This is a genomic window from Pseudoflavonifractor sp. BSD2780061688st1 E11 (assembly GCF_005844125.1).
GTDB classification, from domain to species: domain Bacteria; phylum Bacillota; class Clostridia; order Lachnospirales; family Lachnospiraceae; genus Sellimonas; species Sellimonas catena.
Window position 1 is genome coordinate 16,092 of sequence record NZ_SPHM01000008.1, and the last position, 16,697, is coordinate 32,788.

General features: G+C 46.6%; 14 protein-coding genes. 13 read left to right on the forward strand and 1 reads right to left on the reverse strand.

All coding sequences use genetic code 11. The features are described from left to right. Nucleotides 1-259 precede the first annotated feature (259 nt). From FGQ85_RS05155 to FGQ85_RS05200, 10 genes are all read left to right on the forward strand, one after another. The gene (locus FGQ85_RS05155) at nucleotides 260-1,297 is read left to right on the forward strand and encodes an alcohol dehydrogenase (protein WP_138372877.1); all 1,038 of its coding nucleotides are present in this window, start codon (nucleotides 260-262) and stop codon (nucleotides 1,295-1,297) included. 96 nt (nucleotides 1,298-1,393) lie between these two features. After that, complete coding sequence (locus FGQ85_RS05160; RefSeq protein ID WP_087252944.1) at nucleotides 1,394-3,064, forward strand: glutamine--tRNA ligase/YqeY domain fusion protein; 1,671 nt, start codon at nucleotides 1,394-1,396, stop codon at nucleotides 3,062-3,064. Nucleotides 3,065-3,066: 2 nt separating this feature from the next. Next, on the forward strand, nucleotides 3,067-4,464 hold the full coding sequence (locus tag FGQ85_RS05165) for a PLP-dependent aminotransferase family protein (RefSeq protein WP_118635720.1): 1,398 nt from the start codon (nucleotides 3,067-3,069) through the stop codon (nucleotides 4,462-4,464). Between the two features lie 110 nt (nucleotides 4,465-4,574). Further along, the gene (locus FGQ85_RS05170) at nucleotides 4,575-4,799 is read left to right on the forward strand and encodes a hypothetical protein (RefSeq protein WP_087167349.1); all 225 of its coding nucleotides are present in this window, start codon (nucleotides 4,575-4,577) and stop codon (nucleotides 4,797-4,799) included. Between the two features lie 103 nt (nucleotides 4,800-4,902). After that, nucleotides 4,903-6,648: a beta-galactosidase family protein gene (locus FGQ85_RS05175; RefSeq protein WP_138372844.1), complete on the forward strand. Its 1,746-nt coding sequence runs from the start codon at nucleotides 4,903-4,905 to the stop codon at nucleotides 6,646-6,648. Between the two features lie 119 nt (nucleotides 6,649-6,767). Beyond that, nucleotides 6,768-7,502, forward strand: a complete 735-nt coding sequence (locus FGQ85_RS05180; protein ID WP_138372845.1) for a Sir2 family NAD-dependent protein deacetylase — start codon at nucleotides 6,768-6,770, stop codon at nucleotides 7,500-7,502. A 137-nt stretch (nucleotides 7,503-7,639) separates the two neighbouring features. After that, on the forward strand, nucleotides 7,640-9,424 hold the full coding sequence (locus FGQ85_RS05185) for an ABC-F family ATP-binding cassette domain-containing protein (RefSeq protein ID WP_087253083.1): 1,785 nt from the start codon (nucleotides 7,640-7,642) through the stop codon (nucleotides 9,422-9,424). Between the two features lie 113 nt (nucleotides 9,425-9,537). Then, nucleotides 9,538-10,077 carry an acetolactate synthase small subunit gene (gene ilvN / locus FGQ85_RS05190; protein WP_087167346.1) on the forward strand — a complete coding sequence of 180 codons (540 nt, stop codon included), beginning with the start codon at nucleotides 9,538-9,540 and terminating at the stop codon, nucleotides 10,075-10,077. A 62-nt stretch (nucleotides 10,078-10,139) separates the two neighbouring features. Then, nucleotides 10,140-11,156 (forward strand): ketol-acid reductoisomerase, encoded by a 1,017-nt coding sequence (gene ilvC, locus FGQ85_RS05195; protein ID WP_087252935.1) that lies wholly within the window; start codon nucleotides 10,140-10,142, stop codon nucleotides 11,154-11,156. A gap of 134 nt (nucleotides 11,157-11,290) precedes the next feature. Beyond that, nucleotides 11,291-11,809, forward strand: a complete 519-nt coding sequence (locus FGQ85_RS05200; RefSeq protein ID WP_138372846.1) for a hypothetical protein — start codon at nucleotides 11,291-11,293, stop codon at nucleotides 11,807-11,809. Between the two features lie 94 nt (nucleotides 11,810-11,903). On the opposite strand, the gene rpsT is transcribed toward FGQ85_RS05200, so the two are convergent. After that, the gene (gene rpsT / locus FGQ85_RS05205; protein ID WP_087167343.1) at nucleotides 11,904-12,167 is read right to left on the reverse strand and encodes a 30S ribosomal protein S20; all 264 of its coding nucleotides are present in this window, start codon (nucleotides 12,165-12,167) and stop codon (nucleotides 11,904-11,906) included. A gap of 175 nt (nucleotides 12,168-12,342) precedes the next feature. Here rpsT and gpr point away from each other — a divergent pair, with 175 nt between their 5' ends. From gpr to FGQ85_RS05220, 3 genes are all read left to right on the forward strand, one after another. Next, nucleotides 12,343-13,374: a GPR endopeptidase gene (gene gpr / locus FGQ85_RS05210; RefSeq protein ID WP_138372847.1), complete on the forward strand. Its 1,032-nt coding sequence runs from the start codon at nucleotides 12,343-12,345 to the stop codon at nucleotides 13,372-13,374. 48 nt (nucleotides 13,375-13,422) lie between these two features. Then, nucleotides 13,423-14,607: a stage II sporulation protein P gene (spoIIP, locus tag FGQ85_RS05215; RefSeq protein ID WP_243128489.1), complete on the forward strand. Its 1,185-nt coding sequence runs from the start codon at nucleotides 13,423-13,425 to the stop codon at nucleotides 14,605-14,607. Between the two features lie 128 nt (nucleotides 14,608-14,735). Next, nucleotides 14,736-16,658: a DNA gyrase subunit B gene (locus tag FGQ85_RS05220; RefSeq protein WP_138372848.1), complete on the forward strand. Its 1,923-nt coding sequence runs from the start codon at nucleotides 14,736-14,738 to the stop codon at nucleotides 16,656-16,658. The last annotated feature ends 39 nt before the right edge of the window (nucleotides 16,659-16,697 follow it).

Below are 16,697 nucleotides of genomic sequence, written 5' to 3' on the forward strand. Positions count from 1 at the left end.
CGATTCTCTTCGTTTTCCCTAATATTCCTGTTGGTTATGTGAAACGTGATAAATTTGGCCGAAGGGCCGGGATTTTCTGCGGGAAATTATAGTTTCCCGGTAGGACAACAGAAAAAAGAAGTCCTGAATAGATATTCTCAGTATAAAGAAGGAACCGAAAAAAAGCAAGGGAGATTTGAGACTCTTCCGGAGAAATGATATAATTAGAATCAGTGAATAATATAGTATCAGGGAAAAGGAGGCGTTTACGTTGAAAGCAATGGTTTATCAGGGAGAGGGAAGAGCCGCGCTTCTTCAGAAGCCGCGCCCGGTCATCCAGAAGCCAACGGATGCTGTCATCCGGGTGACCCTTTCAACGATCTGTTCCAGTGATATTCACATCCTGCATGGTGCGGTTCCAAAAGCGGTGCCGGGTGTGACTCTGGGACATGAATTTGTCGGCATTGTGGAGGAGACCGGACCTGCAGTCAGAAGCGTTTCCGTTGGAGACCGGGTGGCGGTCAATGTAGAGACATTCTGCGGAGAATGCTTTTTCTGCAAAAGAGGATATGTGAATAACTGTACTGATCCAGAGGGTGGATGGTCGCTTGGATGCCGGATCGACGGAGGACAGGCGGAGTACGCAAGGATTCCATTTGCAGATCAGGGACTTATCAGGATACCGGATGAAGTGTCTGACGAGGAGGCGCTGTTCACCGGGGATCTTCTTTCCACCGGATACTGGGCGGCACAGATGGTGGAGATCCGGAAAGAAGATACGGTCGTGGTTATCGGGGCAGGACCTGCGGGACTTTGCACGATGCTCTGCGCAAGACTGTATGAGCCCAAACAGATTATTGCCATTGACTGTATGAAAGAACGCCTTGCCTTCGCGGAAAAATACAAGATGGCGGATCTGACATTTACACCGGACGATATGGATCTTCTGGAATGGGAGATCCGGGCACTGACAGACGGACGCGGGGCTGATGCTGTCGTAGAGGCGGCAGGAGGCACCAACACCTTTGAGATGGCATGGAGACTGGCACGTCCCAATGCAGTGATCGGGCTGGAAGCCATGTACGAAGAACCACAGACACTTCCGCTCCCGGATATGTACGGGAAAAATCTGATCTGGAAATCCGGAGGGGTAGACGCATGCAAATGCAAAGAGATTCTGGAACTGATCCGGGAGGGCAGACTGGATGCCAGACCTTTGATTACCCACACATGCACACTTTCCGAGATCGAAAAGGCATACCGGATCTTCGAAAACCATGAAGACGGTGTGATGAAATACGCAGTCTATCCGGAATAGTTTGATGCCGCTCGTTTGCGGTTTTGGCTTGTGGTTGCAGGTGTTTTATGGTAACATAAAAGTTATGAATAAAACCAAACCTATGAGGAGGGCTTTATGGAGACAACAGCAACTGAATCCAGGAATTTTATTGAGCAGGAAATAGAAAAAGATTTGAGGGAAGGAGTGTATGATCATGTCTGCACACGGTTTCCACCGGAGCCGAATGGATATCTGCATATCGGACATGCAAAGTCAATCCTTCTGAATTATGGTCTCGCACAGAAATACAATGGGGAATTCCACATGCGTTTTGATGATACGAACCCGACAAAAGAGCGTATGGAGTTCGTAGATTCTATTAAGGAAGATATCCAGTGGCTCGGCGCGGACTGGGGCGATCATCTCTACTTTGCATCCGATTATTTTGATGTGATGTATGAGTGTGCGGTAAAGCTGATTAAAAAGGGAAAAGCATATGTCTGTGATCTGACTCCGGATGAGATCAGAGAATACAGAGGAACTTTGACGGAGCCTGGTAAGGAGAGTCCGTACCGGAACCGTTCCGTGGAAGAAAACCTGGAATTATTTGAAAATATGAAGAACGGCGTTTACAAGGATGGAGAAAAGGTACTCCGTGCCAGGATAGACATGGCATCCCCGAATATCAATATGAGAGATCCGATCCTGTACCGTGTGGCGCATATGACTCACCACAATACAGGAGATAAATGGTGCATCTATCCGATGTACGATTTCGCGCACCCGATTGAGGATGCGGTTGAGAAGATCACACATTCCATCTGTACACTGGAGTTTGAGGATCACCGCCCGCTTTATGACTGGGTAGTCAGAGAGTGCGAGTTTGATCACGGCCCGAGACAGATTGAGTTTGCAAAGCTTTATCTGACCAATGTCGTGACCGGAAAGCGTTACATTAAAAAGCTGGTAGAAGAAAAGATCGTCGATGGCTGGGATGACCCGAGACTGGTGTCAATCGCTGCCCTCAGAAGAAGAGGATTTACGCCGGAATCCATCCGGATGTTTGTAGAGCTGTGCGGGGTTTCCAAAGCACAGAGTTCTGTAGACTACGCGATGCTTGAGTACTGCATCCGTGAGGATCTGAAGCTGAAACGCCCAAGAATGATGGCAGTACTGGATCCGATCAAACTTGTGATTGACAACTATCCGGAAGGAGAAGTGGAATATCTCGAGGCAGATAACAATCTGGAAAATGAAGCACTTGGAAAACGTATGGTACCGTTTGGCAGAGAGCTTTATATCGAGAGAGAAGATTTCATGGAAGAGCCTCCGAAGAAATACTTCCGTCTGTTCCCGGGCAACGAAGTGCGCCTGATGAATGCGTATTTTGTAAAATGTACCGGATGCGAAAAGGATGAAAACGGTAATGTGACAGTCGTACACTGCACCTATGATCCGGAGACAAAATGCGGCACCGGATTTACCGGCCGGAAAGTCAAAGGAACGATTCACTGGGTGGCAGCGCCGACAGCAGTGAAAGCAACCGTACGTCTTTATGAAAACCTGATTGATGAGGAGAAAGGCGTATACAATAAGGAGGACGGGTCTTTGAACCTGAATCCGAATTCTCTGGAAGTAAGAGAGTGCTATGTAGAGCCGAATTTCCAGGATGCAAAGGCATACGACAGCTTCCAGTTCGTACGCCAGGGATACTTCTGTGTGGATTCCAAAGATTCCAGACCGGATGCACTGGTATTTAACAGAATCGTATCACTCAAGAGCTCCTTTAAACTTCCGAAAAAATAAAAATGAATGAATTGACAATGAATCTGGAACCGCACAGTGCGGTTCCTCTTTATGAACAGATTTATCAGTATATCAAAAATGACATACAGAAAGGGAGGATTTCCGCAGGGGAAAAACTCCCTTCTACCCGTTCTCTGGCCGGCTATCTGGAAGTCAGCAGAAGTACGGTGGAACTTGCCTATGAACAGCTTGTATCGGAAGGTTATATCGAATCGGTACCGTACAAAGGGACATTTGTGCTGGATGTTAAGGAACTGTACCGGCTAAAACCGAAAAAGACAGTTGCCGGAGGACAGCAGGAGAAGAAAAAAGATATCCTGTATGACTTTTCTCCGCACGGGGTAGATCTGAAGCGTTTCCCGTATCAGGTGTGGAGAAAGCTCTCGAAAGATGTGCTGGGGGAGGATAAGTCCGAGCTGTTCCGGATGGGAGATCCGCAGGGGGAATATGGACTGAGAAGAGTCGTCGCCTCCTATCTTTACCAGGCGCGGGGGGTCAACTGTACGCCGGAACAGATCATCATCGGGGCAGGGAACGACTATATGCTTCTTCTGCTCCATACGATTCTTGGACATAATCATAAAGTGGCGTTCGAAAATCCGACTTACCGACAGGCATACCGGATGTTTGAGCGGCTCGGATATCCGGTATGTACCGTGGATATGGACAAATACGGAATGGAAGCCAGTATCCTTCAGGAGACGGATGCGGATATTGCCTATGTCATGCCGTCCCACCAGTATCCCCTTGGAATTGTTATGCCGATCAGGCGGAGAATGGAGCTCCTGGCATGGGCAGATGAAAAAGAAGGGCGTTATCTGATCGAGGATGATTACGACAGTGAATTCCGTTATAAAGGAAAACCGATCCCGGCGCTGAAAGGTTACGATGCGTCGGAGAAGGTGATCTATCTCGGCACTTTTTCCAAATCCATCGCTCCGGCTATCCGTATGAGTTACATGGTACTTCCGGAAAGCCTGATGAAAGTTTATCAGGCGGCTTGCCGGTTTATCAATCCGACCGTATCCAGAGTGGATCAGATGATTCTGCAGAAGTTTATCGAAGACGGTCATTACGAGCGTCACCTCAACCGGATGCGGGCACTTTATAAAGGAAGGCACGATACCTTCCTGAACTGTCTGAAACCATTTGCAGGAAAATGCAGGATTTCCGGAGAACATGCCGGTGTCCACCTGCTTTTGACATTTGAGGACGGACGGTCGGAAGAGGAACTGATCCGGCTTGCAAGGGAGGAAAAAGTGGCGGTCTACGGTCTTTCCTCCTACGATACACAGGGGACCAGAAAAAACCAGGCTTCTGTGCTTCTCGGTTATGCCAATATGGAAGAAGACCAGATTAAAGAAGCAGTGGAAATCCTGAAAAAAGCCTGGCTTTCCTGAGAAAAATCAAATGTGAATTTTTCAAAAAAAGGCTTTCAAAATCGTGGAAAAACGAGTATAATAAGGAGCTGTCTGATAAGAAAAATATGCACATAAGGCAGGAGAAAACAATGAGAGAGGTATATGTGAATATTGGTTCAGTGGAGAAAGCAAAAGGACTGAATGGAGTTCTGAGAAAACTGGAGGGGGATTTCGATCTGGTTCAGGGGAGAGCCACGATTGATGCGAAATCCTTTTTGGGGATCCTTAGTATGGATTTATCCAAATCTGTCAAGCTGATCATTCATGACAGTGATTCGGTCGACATGACACTTCTGGAAGAATATATGGCATAGTGACAGAGAGGATAAAAGGGAAAAAGAAAGAAGCATCAAACGGGGATGCTTCTTTCTTTTCATAAAGAGAAACCCGGAAACAAATTTAAGCAGGAGATTAAAAATGGAGAACAGAATAGAAATAAAAGATGAGATTTATGTAAACGGAGAAAAACTGCAGATCATTTCAGGAAGTATCCATTATTTCCGGGTAGTTCCGGAATACTGGAGAGACCGTTTGGAAAAATTAAAGGCCATGGGCTGTAATACGGTGGAAACCTACGTAGCATGGAATGTTCATGAGCCGAATGAAGGAGAGTTCCATTTTGAAGGAGAATATGATCTTTGCAGATTTATAGAGCTGGCTCAGGAACTTGGTTTATATGTAATTTTAAGACCGTCTCCGTATATCTGCGCAGAGTGGGAGTTCGGCGGATTTCCGGCATGGCTTTTGACGAAACCGGGAATCCGGCTTCGCTGCAATAACAAAGTGTATCTGGACTGCGTAGAGCGTTATTATGACAAACTGATTCCGCTGCTTGTGCCGTATCAGTTCACAAAGGGCGGTCCGGTACTGATGCTTCAGATCGAGAATGAATATGGTTCTTATGGAAATGATAAAGAATATCTGAATGCATTGAAAACAATGATGGTAGAACGAGGCATTGAAGTACCATTTGTGACTTCGGACGGTACAGATGATCATATGCTGGCTGACGGAGGCGTTGAAGATGTCTGGCAGACTGCAAATTTCGGTTCCAGAGGATCGGAAAGATTTGACGAGTTAGAAAGTGTAATCGGTAATCAGCCGCTGATGTGTATGGAATTCTGGGATGGTTGGTTCGATCACTGGGGACAGGGAGAACATAGAGTTGTAGGTCTTGAAGATCATAGAAAGTCTCTGGAGGATATGCTGAATCGGGGACATGTGAACTTCTACATGTTCCATGGTGGAACAAACTTTGGTTTTATGAATGGTTCTAATTATGATGGAAAGCTTCTTCCGGATGTGACATCCTACGATTACGATGCTCCATTAAGCGAGGATGGCCAGATTACAGAGAAGTATCTGGAATTCCAGAAAGTGATTTCCAAATTCCGTGAGATTCCGGAAGTGGAGTTTACAACTCCAATTACAAGAAAATCATATGGAACATTGCAGGTACAGGAAAAAGCAGGACTTTTTGATACGCTGGATACATTAAGCACCCCGGTCAGAGAGGCCATGCCGTTGTCCATGGAGGAACTTGGACAAAATTATGGCTATGTTCTCTACAGAAGTACAATTACCAGAGGAAAAGAGATTCGTTCCTGCGAAATCCGTGGCGGAGCAGACCGTGCAATTCTCTTTGCGGATGGAAAACAGGTAGATATCCGTAATGATTATGAGATGGACAGAACGACCGGATTTGAACTGGAAAATGAACAGGGAAATCTTGATATTCTGATGGAAAATATGGGAAGAGTCAATTACGGACCGGAAATTGAATTACAGAAAAAAGGAATTACCCATGGGGTTCTGGTCAATGGAACGTTCCATATGGGATGGGATATGTATCCGCTTCCACTTGAGGACATCTCAAAGGTGGATTTCGCAAGAGATTATGAAGAAGGGATGCCTGCATTCTACAAATTTACATTTGAGGCCGGGGAAACTGCTGATACGTTCCTGGATGTGACAGGTTTCGGAAAGGGATGTGTATTTGTAAATGGGAAAAATATCGGAAGATTCTGGGAGGCCGGCCCGCAGAGACGTCTTTATATTCCGGGACCGCTGTTGAGAGAAGGAACCAATGAAATTATTCTGTTTGAGACGGACGGAAAAGCGGTTGAGACAATCTGTCTCATGGATACACCGGATCTGGGATAAATAAAAAATATAACACAACACAAAAGATGTCCCTTGTACACGGAAAACCTGCATAGTATAATAAATAAAAAGGGTTTCGGCCCTTGAAAAAGGGCAGAGTCCAAAAGGAGAGGATTGCCATGCAGGAGTTAAACAAGCTGGACACATTGAGGGAGATTATCGACAGAGGACAGTATATTGTCGCATTATGCGGTTCCGGGATGATGGAAGAGTGCGGAATTTATCCGCTCAAGGAGCAGGAACGTGCTTACCGGATTGAGGAAAGGTACGGACGATCTCCGGAATACCTTTACACGGACGCCTTTTTTAATACACGGACAGAAATGTTTTACGATTTTTATAAACACGAGATTCTTGCAGATCTGGAGCCGTCGGCATCTACCTATGCTCTTGCGGCAATGGAGCGGGCAGGAAAGCTGAAATGTATTATTTCAAGCAATATCTATGAGTTAAGTGAACGGAGCGGATGTAAAAACGTGATCAATCTTCATGGAAGTATTTATCACAATCATTGCCAGAGATGCGGAAAAACATATTCTGTTGATTATATCAGACAGGCAAAGAAAGTTCCGTACTGTGAAGTGTGCGGAGGCGTGATCCGTCCGGATGTGTCGTTTTTTGGAAAGATGCTTGACAGCGAAAAGCTTTCCAGAACACTGGAAGAGATTGAAAAGAGTGATGTACTGCTTCTGCTGGGCACGTCGCTTAGTTCGGAAGTATTCCATAACTATATTAAATGCTTTGAGGGAAGCAAGATCGTTTTGATTCACAATGAAGAGACGCTGCTGGATGAAAAAGCAGATCTGCTGATTTATGACGAACCGAAAAATATTCTTCCCAAACTTGGCTATTAAAGGATAAAGACTGCTGTGCGATTTCAACAGCAGTCTTTTTCCGTGCATTGACGCAAATGGAAAAATCCCTTATCATATCTGGTAGTATGATCGGATACAGAAAGAATGAAATCGAAGAAGACAGGAGCAGCAAAGAGATGAATATCATAAATATAGAACACATTACAAAACGATTTGGCGATAAGTTTCTTTTTGAAGATGCCTCTTTTGGGGTACAGGAAGGAGACAAAATAGGGATTGTCGGAATTAACGGTACCGGAAAATCCACCCTTCTGAAGATGATTGCCGGAGAGGAGGAGCCGGATGAAGGACAGATTATCCGGCAGAATGGGAAAAAGGCTGCCTATCTTCTGCAGAATCCGGTGTTTTGCGCGGATTCGGATATTGCCGGATATGCACTGGACGGAAATCCGGATACGGACTGGAAGGTGCAGAGCAATCTGACGAAGCTTGGAATTCTGGACTATACGGCAAAGATGGCAGACCTTTCCGGCGGACAGAGGCGAAAGGTGGCGCTGGCGAAAGTGCTGGCCGAAGATGTGGATATTCTGCTTCTGGACGAGCCGACCAACCATCTGGATGAGGGAATGATTATCTGGCTGGAAGACTACCTGAGAAATTACCGGGGTGTTGTACTGATGGTAACCCATGACCGTTATTTTCTGGACCGTGTGACGAACCGGATTCTGGAAGTGGATAATGGAAAAATCTATGGATATGAGGCCGGTTATTCCGGATTTCTGGAACTGAAAGCCCAAAGAGAAGAGATGGAACTTGCATCTGAGAGAAAGCGTAAAAGTGTGCTCCGTATGGAGCTGGAATGGGCAAAGCGGGGATGCCGTGCAAGAAGTACAAAGCAGAGAGCGAGACTGGAACGGCTGGAGGCACTGAAAAACGGGAAAGTGCCGGAGGCGGAAAAGAGTGTGGATGTTGCAAAGATCAGTACCAGGATGGGAAAGAAAACCATCGAACTTCACCATATTTCAAAAGGATATGGGGAGAGGAACCTGATCCGGGATCTGGACTACATTGTTCTGAGAGACCAGAGGCTTGGCATTATCGGACCGAACGGCTGCGGAAAGTCCACACTGTTGAAAATGATGGCGGGGCAGATTGCTCCGGATGAGGGAGAGATTGAAATCGGGGAGACGATCCGGATCGGTTATTTCGCCCAGGAAGTGCCGGATATGGATAACAGTGTCCGGGTGATCGATTATATCAAGGACTTCGGAGAATATGTCCAGACGGAAGAAGGAAAGATCAGCGCATCGGCAATGCTGGAGCGATTCCTTTTCACGCCGGAGATGCAGTACACGCCGGTGGAAAAACTGTCCGGAGGAGAAAAACGCCGCCTTTATCTTCTGAGTGTTCTGATGCAGGGAGCGAATGTCCTTCTGCTTGATGAACCGTCCAATGATCTGGATATTGCAACGGTGACTATTCTGGAAGATTATCTGAATTCTTTTGAGGGGATTGTCGTGGCCGTATCCCATGACCGCTATTTCCTCGATAATGTTGTGGACCGGATTTTCGAACTGGACGGAAACGGGGATGTAACACAGTACGAAGGAGGATACACCGATTATCTGAATGCCAGAGGTGAACAGAGAAAAGAGACGGAAGAGGCGGAGAAATCAAGGAAAAACGAAGCGGGAGACTGGAAGAAGCCCCGTCAGGCAAAACTGAAATTTACTTACAAAGAGCAGAAAGAGTATGAGGGGATTGATGATGAAATATCATCTCTGGAAGCAAAGCTTGAAAAACTGGATCAGGATATGATGGCGAATGCCACCAATTCTATGAAACTGACAGAATTGACCCGGGAAAAAGATAAAACAGAAAAAGAACTGGAAGAAAAAATGGAACGGTGGGTCTATCTCAATGATCTGGCCGAGCGGATTGCAGAACAGAACGCACAGTAAGAAACAGAAAAGAAAAAAGATTTAATGCTTTACTTGACAAAAGGATGATTCATTGTTACAATAAAAAAACAGAACGCACTCTGTTTTTAGAAAAGAAAGTAGAGGTAGGTTGTATGAGAAAGCAGGTTTATTCTTTATTGGTGGATAATACACCGGGAGTGCTGAGCCGTATTGCAGGACTTTTCAGCAGAAGAGGGTTCAGTATTGACAGCATTACGGCAGGTGTGACAGCGGATCCGCGTTTTACAAGGATCACGGTTGTGGCAAGCGGGGATGAGAGGATTCTCTCTCAGATCGAAAAGCAGGTTCGGAAGCTGGAAGATGTACTGGAGATTAAGCTTCTCAATGATGAGGAAGCGGTTTACAGAGAGCTTATTCTTGTAAAGATCAAGGCAGATGCGACGCTTCGGCCGGGTATTATCGCGATCGCGGATGTGTTCCGTGCGAAGATCATCGATGTGGAGAAAGAATCTCTGATTATAGAGCTTACCGGAGCACAGTCTAAACTGGACGCGTTTTTGAATCTGCTTGACGGCTACGAGATTCTAGAACTTGCGCGGACCGGAATCACCGGACTTTCCAGAGGAAATAAAGATATTGCGGATGCAGAGGAGATTCTGAGAAAACGGGCCGAGGAAAACGGTCTGGACTAATCAGCAGCTGAAGGGATGATCCCTTTGACGATTATATCAGAAAATCAGGAGGTAGAGTAACAATGAACAAACCAAAAATCTATTATCAGGAAGACTGTAATTTAGCATTGCTGGAGGGAAAAAAGATTGCCATCATCGGATATGGAAGCCAGGGACATGCACATGCCCTGAACTTAAAAGAATCCGGATGTGATGTTGTAGTCGGACTTTACGAAGGAAGCAGGTCCAAAGCAAAAGCAGAGGCACAGGGACTCAAAGTCATGACAAACCAGGAGGCTGCAAAATGGGCTGATATTATCATGATCCTGATCAACGACGAGTTACAGGCTGATATGTACAAAAAAGACATCGAACCGAACCTGACAGAAGGTAAGATGCTGATGTTCGCTCATGGATTCGCAATCCACTTTGGACAGATCAAACCACCGGCAGGCGTGGACGTAACTATGATTGCTCCGAAAGCGCCTGGACATACAGTAAGAAGTACATATGTAGACGGACAGGGCGTTCCGGCTCTCGTATGTGTAGAGCAGGATGCATCCGGAAGAGCACTGGATCTGGCACTTGCCTATGGTGCAGCAATCGGATGTGCAAGAGCAGGTCTTCTGACAAGTACATTCCAGATTGAGACAGAGACAGACCTTTTCGGTGAGCAGGCAGTTCTCTGCGGCGGTGTATCTGCACTGATGCAGGCTGGATTTGAAACTCTTGTTGAAGCAGGATATCCGGCAGAAAATGCATACTTTGAATGTATCCATGAGATGAAACTGATCGTTGACCTGATCTATCAGAGCGGTTTCGCAGGAATGAGATACTCTATCTCCAATACAGCAGAATACGGTGATTACATCACAGGACCAAAGATCATCACAGAAGATACAAAGAAAGCAATGAAGAAGATCCTCTCAGACATCCAGGACGGAACATTCGCAAAAGACTGGCTGTTAGAAAACAAGATCGGTGCACCGCACTTCCACGCTATGAGAGCAAAAGGCGCTCAGCATGAGTCAGAAGTAGTTGGAGCAGAATTAAGAAAACTCTACAGCTGGGCTGAAGACGACAAACTGATCAACAACTAATTTTTGATGCACGAATAATGCTATATGGAGAGAGTCGGTATTGGGACATATGTTTCCCGGTATCGGCTTTCTTTTTGCTGTTTCACATGATAAAGACTATATGATACAATGAAAGAAAAGAGGGAGTGAAATAGATGAAAAAGTGGAAGTATGAGATCATGGCAGGGACTCTTCTGCTTCTGGTCAGTATCCGGATTTATGAAATCGAAATTGGAACTCTGGTGGGACTTGTGTGCCTTATACGGGGATTGGAAGAGCTCTACCAGCAGACGGGAGATCAGAGGTTCCGGTATGCCTGGATTGCAGGATTTGGAACGGCAATGGTCCGGTTTACAGGCACCTATGAAATAGGGCCCTGGAGATGGGCGGGGCTCCTGGCGCAGCTGTTTTATCTCGTTATGGCAACATTGGCAGTCTGCGCCGCTGCCAGGGATGATCCGGAGCAGGAGCAGAAATCAAAACGCTTTGCTGTATGGCAGCTGTTGTTCCTGATTTATACAGCAGTCTGTGGATTCAGAAACTTTGCGGGAGATCAGGCTTCGTATGCCTGGATGTTAAGTCTTGTGTTACTGGCAGGAGGCGTGCTGCTGGCAGTGACGCTTGGCATCCTGATCCGAGACTGCAATGTGATCAGAGATGTTCCGGCAGAATAAAAAAACAGAGATACCTTTGAGCAAAGAGAAACAACAAATAAAAAAGACATCCTCTGACGGTTTCAGGATGTCTTTTGCTTTTTGTTTCTATAAATTAAGCGATAGAGTTTACAGCTTTTGTAAGGCGGGAAACTTTTCTTGCACAAGTGTTTTTGTGGTAAACACCTTTGCTTCCAGCCTTGTTGATCTCAGAGATTGCTACGCTGAGTGCTTCTTTTGCAGCAGCAGCGTCTTTGTTAGCAACAGCTGTCTCAACTTTCTTCACGCAAGTTTTCACTTTAGATTTGATCGCCTTATTTCTTGCAGTTCTTGTCTCAGCAACTAAAATTCTTTTCTTTGCAGATTTAATGTTAGCCATGACCTACACCTCCAACTCTGGTAAATTCATTTCTTGTTCATCGTCAGAGCCGGACACGGAACGATCTGACGAAGCATACTCATTTATTTTATGTCAATAAATAATTTCTGTCAATACATATTTCGGCTTTTTTTTGAGAAACTAGTGTTTAAATGAAAAAAAGCGAGGTTTTATCATGGTTGAGAAGTACAGTATCCGGACCGATCTGGCTTTGGAGGAGAAAGAGCGATTTGAAGAAGAAAATGTGGAAGTTCAGGGCGTCGTTCTGGAAGAGGAGTATGACGAGGAACGGGAAATCAGGACTACGACGGTAAAGATCAAGACAGAGAACGGAGCAAAAACGATGGGAAAGCCTGTTGGAACATATATTACAATGGAGGCACCGAATCTTGCCGTACCGGATGAGGGGTATCACAGGGAAGTTTCTGTAAAGATCGCAGAGTGTGTGGAGAAACTTCTGAAGGGAAAATGGAAAAAAAGAAGCAAGGATGAGGACATTTCGATCCTGATGGTGGGACTGGGGAACCGGGAGGTGACGCCGGACGCTCTGGGACCGTATGTGGCGGATAATCTGAATATTACAAGGCATATTGTACGCGAATATGGAAAGTACGCGATGGGCGAGGATGAAGTGACCCTGGTAAGCGCTCTTGTCCCGGGGGTAATGGCACAGACCGGCATGGAAACCGCAGAGATCGTCCGTGGTGTTGTGACAGAGACGAAGCCGGATGTAATCCTTGTGGTGGATGCGCTGGCGGCCAGAAATTCCAAACGGTTAAACCGGACGATCCAGATTGCGGATACAGGGATTAATCCGGGATCCGGTGTCGGCAACCACCGTAATGCCATTACAGAAGAAAGTATCGGAACTCCGGTGATCGCCATCGGCGTGCCGACAGTGGTTGACGCGGCCACTATTGTAAATGATGCGATGGAAAACCTGATGAAAGAGATGGAACATTCCGAGGTGCTCAAGGGAGTGGGAGTGGTACTGCAGGGGTATCATGTAGCCGAAAAATATGAGCTTGTCAGACAGCTGATCTCTCCTCATCTCAACGGTATGTTTGTCACACCAAAGGATATTGATGATACGGTAAAGAGGATCAGTTTTACTATATCGGAGGGCCTGAATCTGTTATTCTCCAGGAATAAGGAGCGTGGCGAAATGACAGGACAGGCACATAATCACGAAGAAAAAGGCATATAGTGTTAAGACATGAAAATCCTGATATGGTAAGAAAGTAGAGTGAGGCATTTGAGTGGAAACATACACCTTAGGCATCTCCTGATCGGAGGTGTGGTGAGTGTGCTTGGCGGATATATTATTCTGGGAGGTTATGAAAGTTCGGCAGAGTTTATCCGGGCAGAAATCGGGAGAACCATTCAAAAAGGGGCGGAGGCAATGTATTTCCCCGCCCTTGTCCGGATGAATGACCAGCCGGAAGGGACAGTCGGTGAATGGGTGGCCAGGCAGGCGATGAAAATGACGCCCCTTGGAAATTATGTGAAAGCAAATGAAGTCAGCGAGACGGAAATCGAGGACTCGGAAACGTATGAGATGCTTTTGAAAAAGGAGGCGGAAGATGAGAACGTGGTAGATGAAAATGGAAAGCTGATCGAACAGAATCAGGATACTACGACGGAAAAACCCCATGAAACGAAAATTCAGGGAACCATTGACCGGGAAAAGCTGAAGGACTATGAGTATCTGACCAGTCATTTTTATACGATTGACAGTACGACGATGACCAGCCCGGAAGAGTTGAATGCGGAAATGCTGCTTGCGAAAAACATGAAGTTTGAAAATCAGGACAACGGGCCGAAAATTCTGATCTATCACACGCACTCGCAGGAAACTTTTGTAGATTCGGTTCCGGGGGATGATTCGACTTCCATCGTGGGAATCGGAGATTACCTGACAGATCTTCTGAACAATACTTACCATATACAGACAATCCACGACCGGGGTGTCTACGATATCATCAACGGGAAACTGGACCGAAGCGAAGCCTATGAGCTTTCCGGCGCCGCGGCGGAAAAGATTCTGGCGGAAAATCCATCCATCGAGGTGGTCATTGACCTACATAGAGACGGAGTTGCCGAAACAACCCACCTGGTGACGGAAGTGAATGGAAAGCAGACGGCAAAGATCATGTTCTTCAACGGCCTGTGCCGGACGAGGGCAAACGGAGATATCCAGTATTTCAACAATCCGTATATTCAGGATAACCTGGCGTTCTCCCTTCAGATGAAACTGGACGCCGATGAGCATTATCCGGGATTTACGAGAAATATTTATCTGAAAGGATACCGCTATAACATGCAGCTTGTCCCGAAGATGCTTCTCGTGGAAGCGGGAGCCCAGACGAACACGGTGCAGGAGATGAAAAATGCCATGGAGCCGCTGGCAGAGTCCTTAAACCGTGTGCTGAACGGGTAAAATTTAATTTCTGTACTGAATGGGTAAAATTTAATTTCTTGAATCGTATGTTCGATTGTGGTAAACTGTTGAAAGTAATGGATTTTTTGAAAGATACGAATAATCAGAAGGAAGAAAGGAAGAATACGATGGCGAAACATACGACATACGATGCGGACAGTATCGCGGTACTGGAAGGTCTGGAGGCAGTCCGGAAGCGTCCCGGCATGTATATCGGAAGTGTAGGTACAAAGGGGCTGAATCATCTGGTATACGAGATCGTGGACAATTCCGTGGATGAACATCTGGCCGGATTTTGCATGAATATAGAAGTGACGCTGGAAAAAGACGGCTCCGCGACAGTCTCCGATGACGGGCGCGGCGTGCCGGTTGGAATGCATCAAAAAGGCGTATCGGCGGCGCGTATTGTCTATACAACACTGCACGCAGGGGGAAAGTTTGACGATTCTGTCTACAAGACAAGCGGCGGACTCCACGGTGTGGGCTCTTCCGTAGTCAATGCCCTTTCCGAATATATGGATGTGAAGATCAGCCGTGACGGGGCCATTCACCATGACCGATATGAGCGGGGAATTCCGGTGGTGGAACTGGAAAACGGGCTCCTTCCGGTGATCGGAAAGACGAAAAAGACAGGGACGACCATTAATTTTCTCCCGGACGGCGAGATTTTTGAAAAGACAAGATTCCGGGAGGAGGAGATCAAGAGCAGGCTTCACGAGACTGCATATCTGAATCCGGAACTGACGATTCATTTTACAGATAAGAGAAAAGAGCCGGAAGAGCAGATTACCTACCATGAGCCGGACGGACTGATCGGGTTTATCAAGGATCTGAATTCCAAGAGCGAGCCGGTTCACGACCCGGTCTACTTCAAAGGGGAGGCCGAGGGCATCGAGGTGGAGGCGGTTTTTCAGTATGTCAATGAGTTTCATGAGAACATTCTTGGATTCTGCAACAATATCTATAATGCAGAAGGAGGAACTCATCTGACAGGCTTTAAGTCCACCTTTACGACAGTGATGAACCAGTACGCAAGGGAGCTTGGAATTCTGAAGGACAAGGATGCCAACTTTACCGGTGCGGACATCCGGAACGGGATGACGGCGATTGTCTCTGTCAAGCACCCGGATCCTAGATTTGAGGGGCAGACAAAGACGAAACTGGACAACCAGGATGCAGCCAAGGCCACAAGCAAGGTGACAAACGATGAAATCGTGCGTTACTTTGACCGGAATCTGGATGTCTTAAAGAAAGTGCTGTCCTGTGCGGAGAAGGCGGCAAAGATCCGGAAAACGGAGGAAAAGGCAAAGACAAACCTGCTGACAAAGCAGAAGTATTCTTTTGACAGCAACGGAAAACTCGCAAACTGCGAATGCAGGGATCCGAAAAAATGTGAGATCTTTATCGTGGAGGGAGACTCCGCAGGCGGTTCTGCCAAGACGGCGAGAGACCGGATGTACCAGGCGATCCTTCCGATCCGCGGAAAGATTTTAAATGTAGAGAAGGCAAGTATCGATAAAGTGCTGGCAAACGCGGAGATCAAGACAATGATCAATGCCTTTGGCTGCGGATTTTCCGAAGGATACGGAAATGATTTTGATATCAGCAAACTGCGGTACGATAAGATTATCATCATGGCCGATGCGGACGTGGACGGAGCGCATATTTCCACGCTGCTCCTGACCTTGTTTTACCGCTTTATGCCGGAGCTTATTTTTGAGGGACATGTCTATATTGCCATGCCGCCTCTTTATAAGGCCATGCCAAAAAGCGGCAAGGAGGAATACCTCTACGATGACCGGGCTCTGGAAGAGTACCGGAAGAAGCACAAAGGGCCGTTCACGCTCCAGAGATACAAAGGTCTGGGAGAGATGGATGCCCAGCAGCTCTGGGAGACGACACTGGATCCGAAGACCCGGATTTTAAAACAGGTGGAGATCGAAGACGCCCGGATGGCTTCCAGCGTGACAGAGATGCTGATGGGTACCGAAGTACCGCCGAGACGGACGTTTATCTACGAGAATGCCAGAGAGGCAGAGCTGGATATTTAGCAGGAAACGGACAGTTACCATTAGAAATGAGGAAGATAC

Coding starts and splice junctions, on each gene's coding strand:
- FGQ85_RS05165 (WP_118635720.1), top strand. CDS start 3,067: ATGAATGAATTGACAATGAATCTGGAACCGCACAGTGCGGTTCCTCTT.
- FGQ85_RS05180 (WP_138372845.1), top strand. CDS start 6,768: ATGCAGGAGTTAAACAAGCTGGACACATTGAGGGAGATTATCGACAGA.
- FGQ85_RS05160 (WP_087252944.1), top strand. CDS start 1,394: ATGGAGACAACAGCAACTGAATCCAGGAATTTTATTGAGCAGGAAATA.
- FGQ85_RS05155 (WP_138372877.1), top strand. CDS start 260: ATGGTTTATCAGGGAGAGGGAAGAGCCGCGCTTCTTCAGAAGCCGCGC.
- rpsT (WP_087167343.1), bottom strand. CDS start 12,167: ATGGCTAACATTAAATCTGCAAAGAAAAGAATTTTAGTTGCTGAGACA.
- FGQ85_RS05185 (WP_087253083.1), top strand. CDS start 7,640: ATGAATATCATAAATATAGAACACATTACAAAACGATTTGGCGATAAG.
- FGQ85_RS05175 (WP_138372844.1), top strand. CDS start 4,903: ATGGAGAACAGAATAGAAATAAAAGATGAGATTTATGTAAACGGAGAA.
- ilvN (WP_087167346.1), top strand. CDS start 9,538: ATGAGAAAGCAGGTTTATTCTTTATTGGTGGATAATACACCGGGAGTG.
- gpr (WP_138372847.1), top strand. CDS start 12,343: ATGGTTGAGAAGTACAGTATCCGGACCGATCTGGCTTTGGAGGAGAAA.
- FGQ85_RS05170 (WP_087167349.1), top strand. CDS start 4,575: ATGAGAGAGGTATATGTGAATATTGGTTCAGTGGAGAAAGCAAAAGGA.
- FGQ85_RS05200 (WP_138372846.1), top strand. CDS start 11,291: ATGAAAAAGTGGAAGTATGAGATCATGGCAGGGACTCTTCTGCTTCTG.
- FGQ85_RS05220 (WP_138372848.1), top strand. CDS start 14,736: ATGGCGAAACATACGACATACGATGCGGACAGTATCGCGGTACTGGAA.
- ilvC (WP_087252935.1), top strand. CDS start 10,140: ATGAACAAACCAAAAATCTATTATCAGGAAGACTGTAATTTAGCATTG.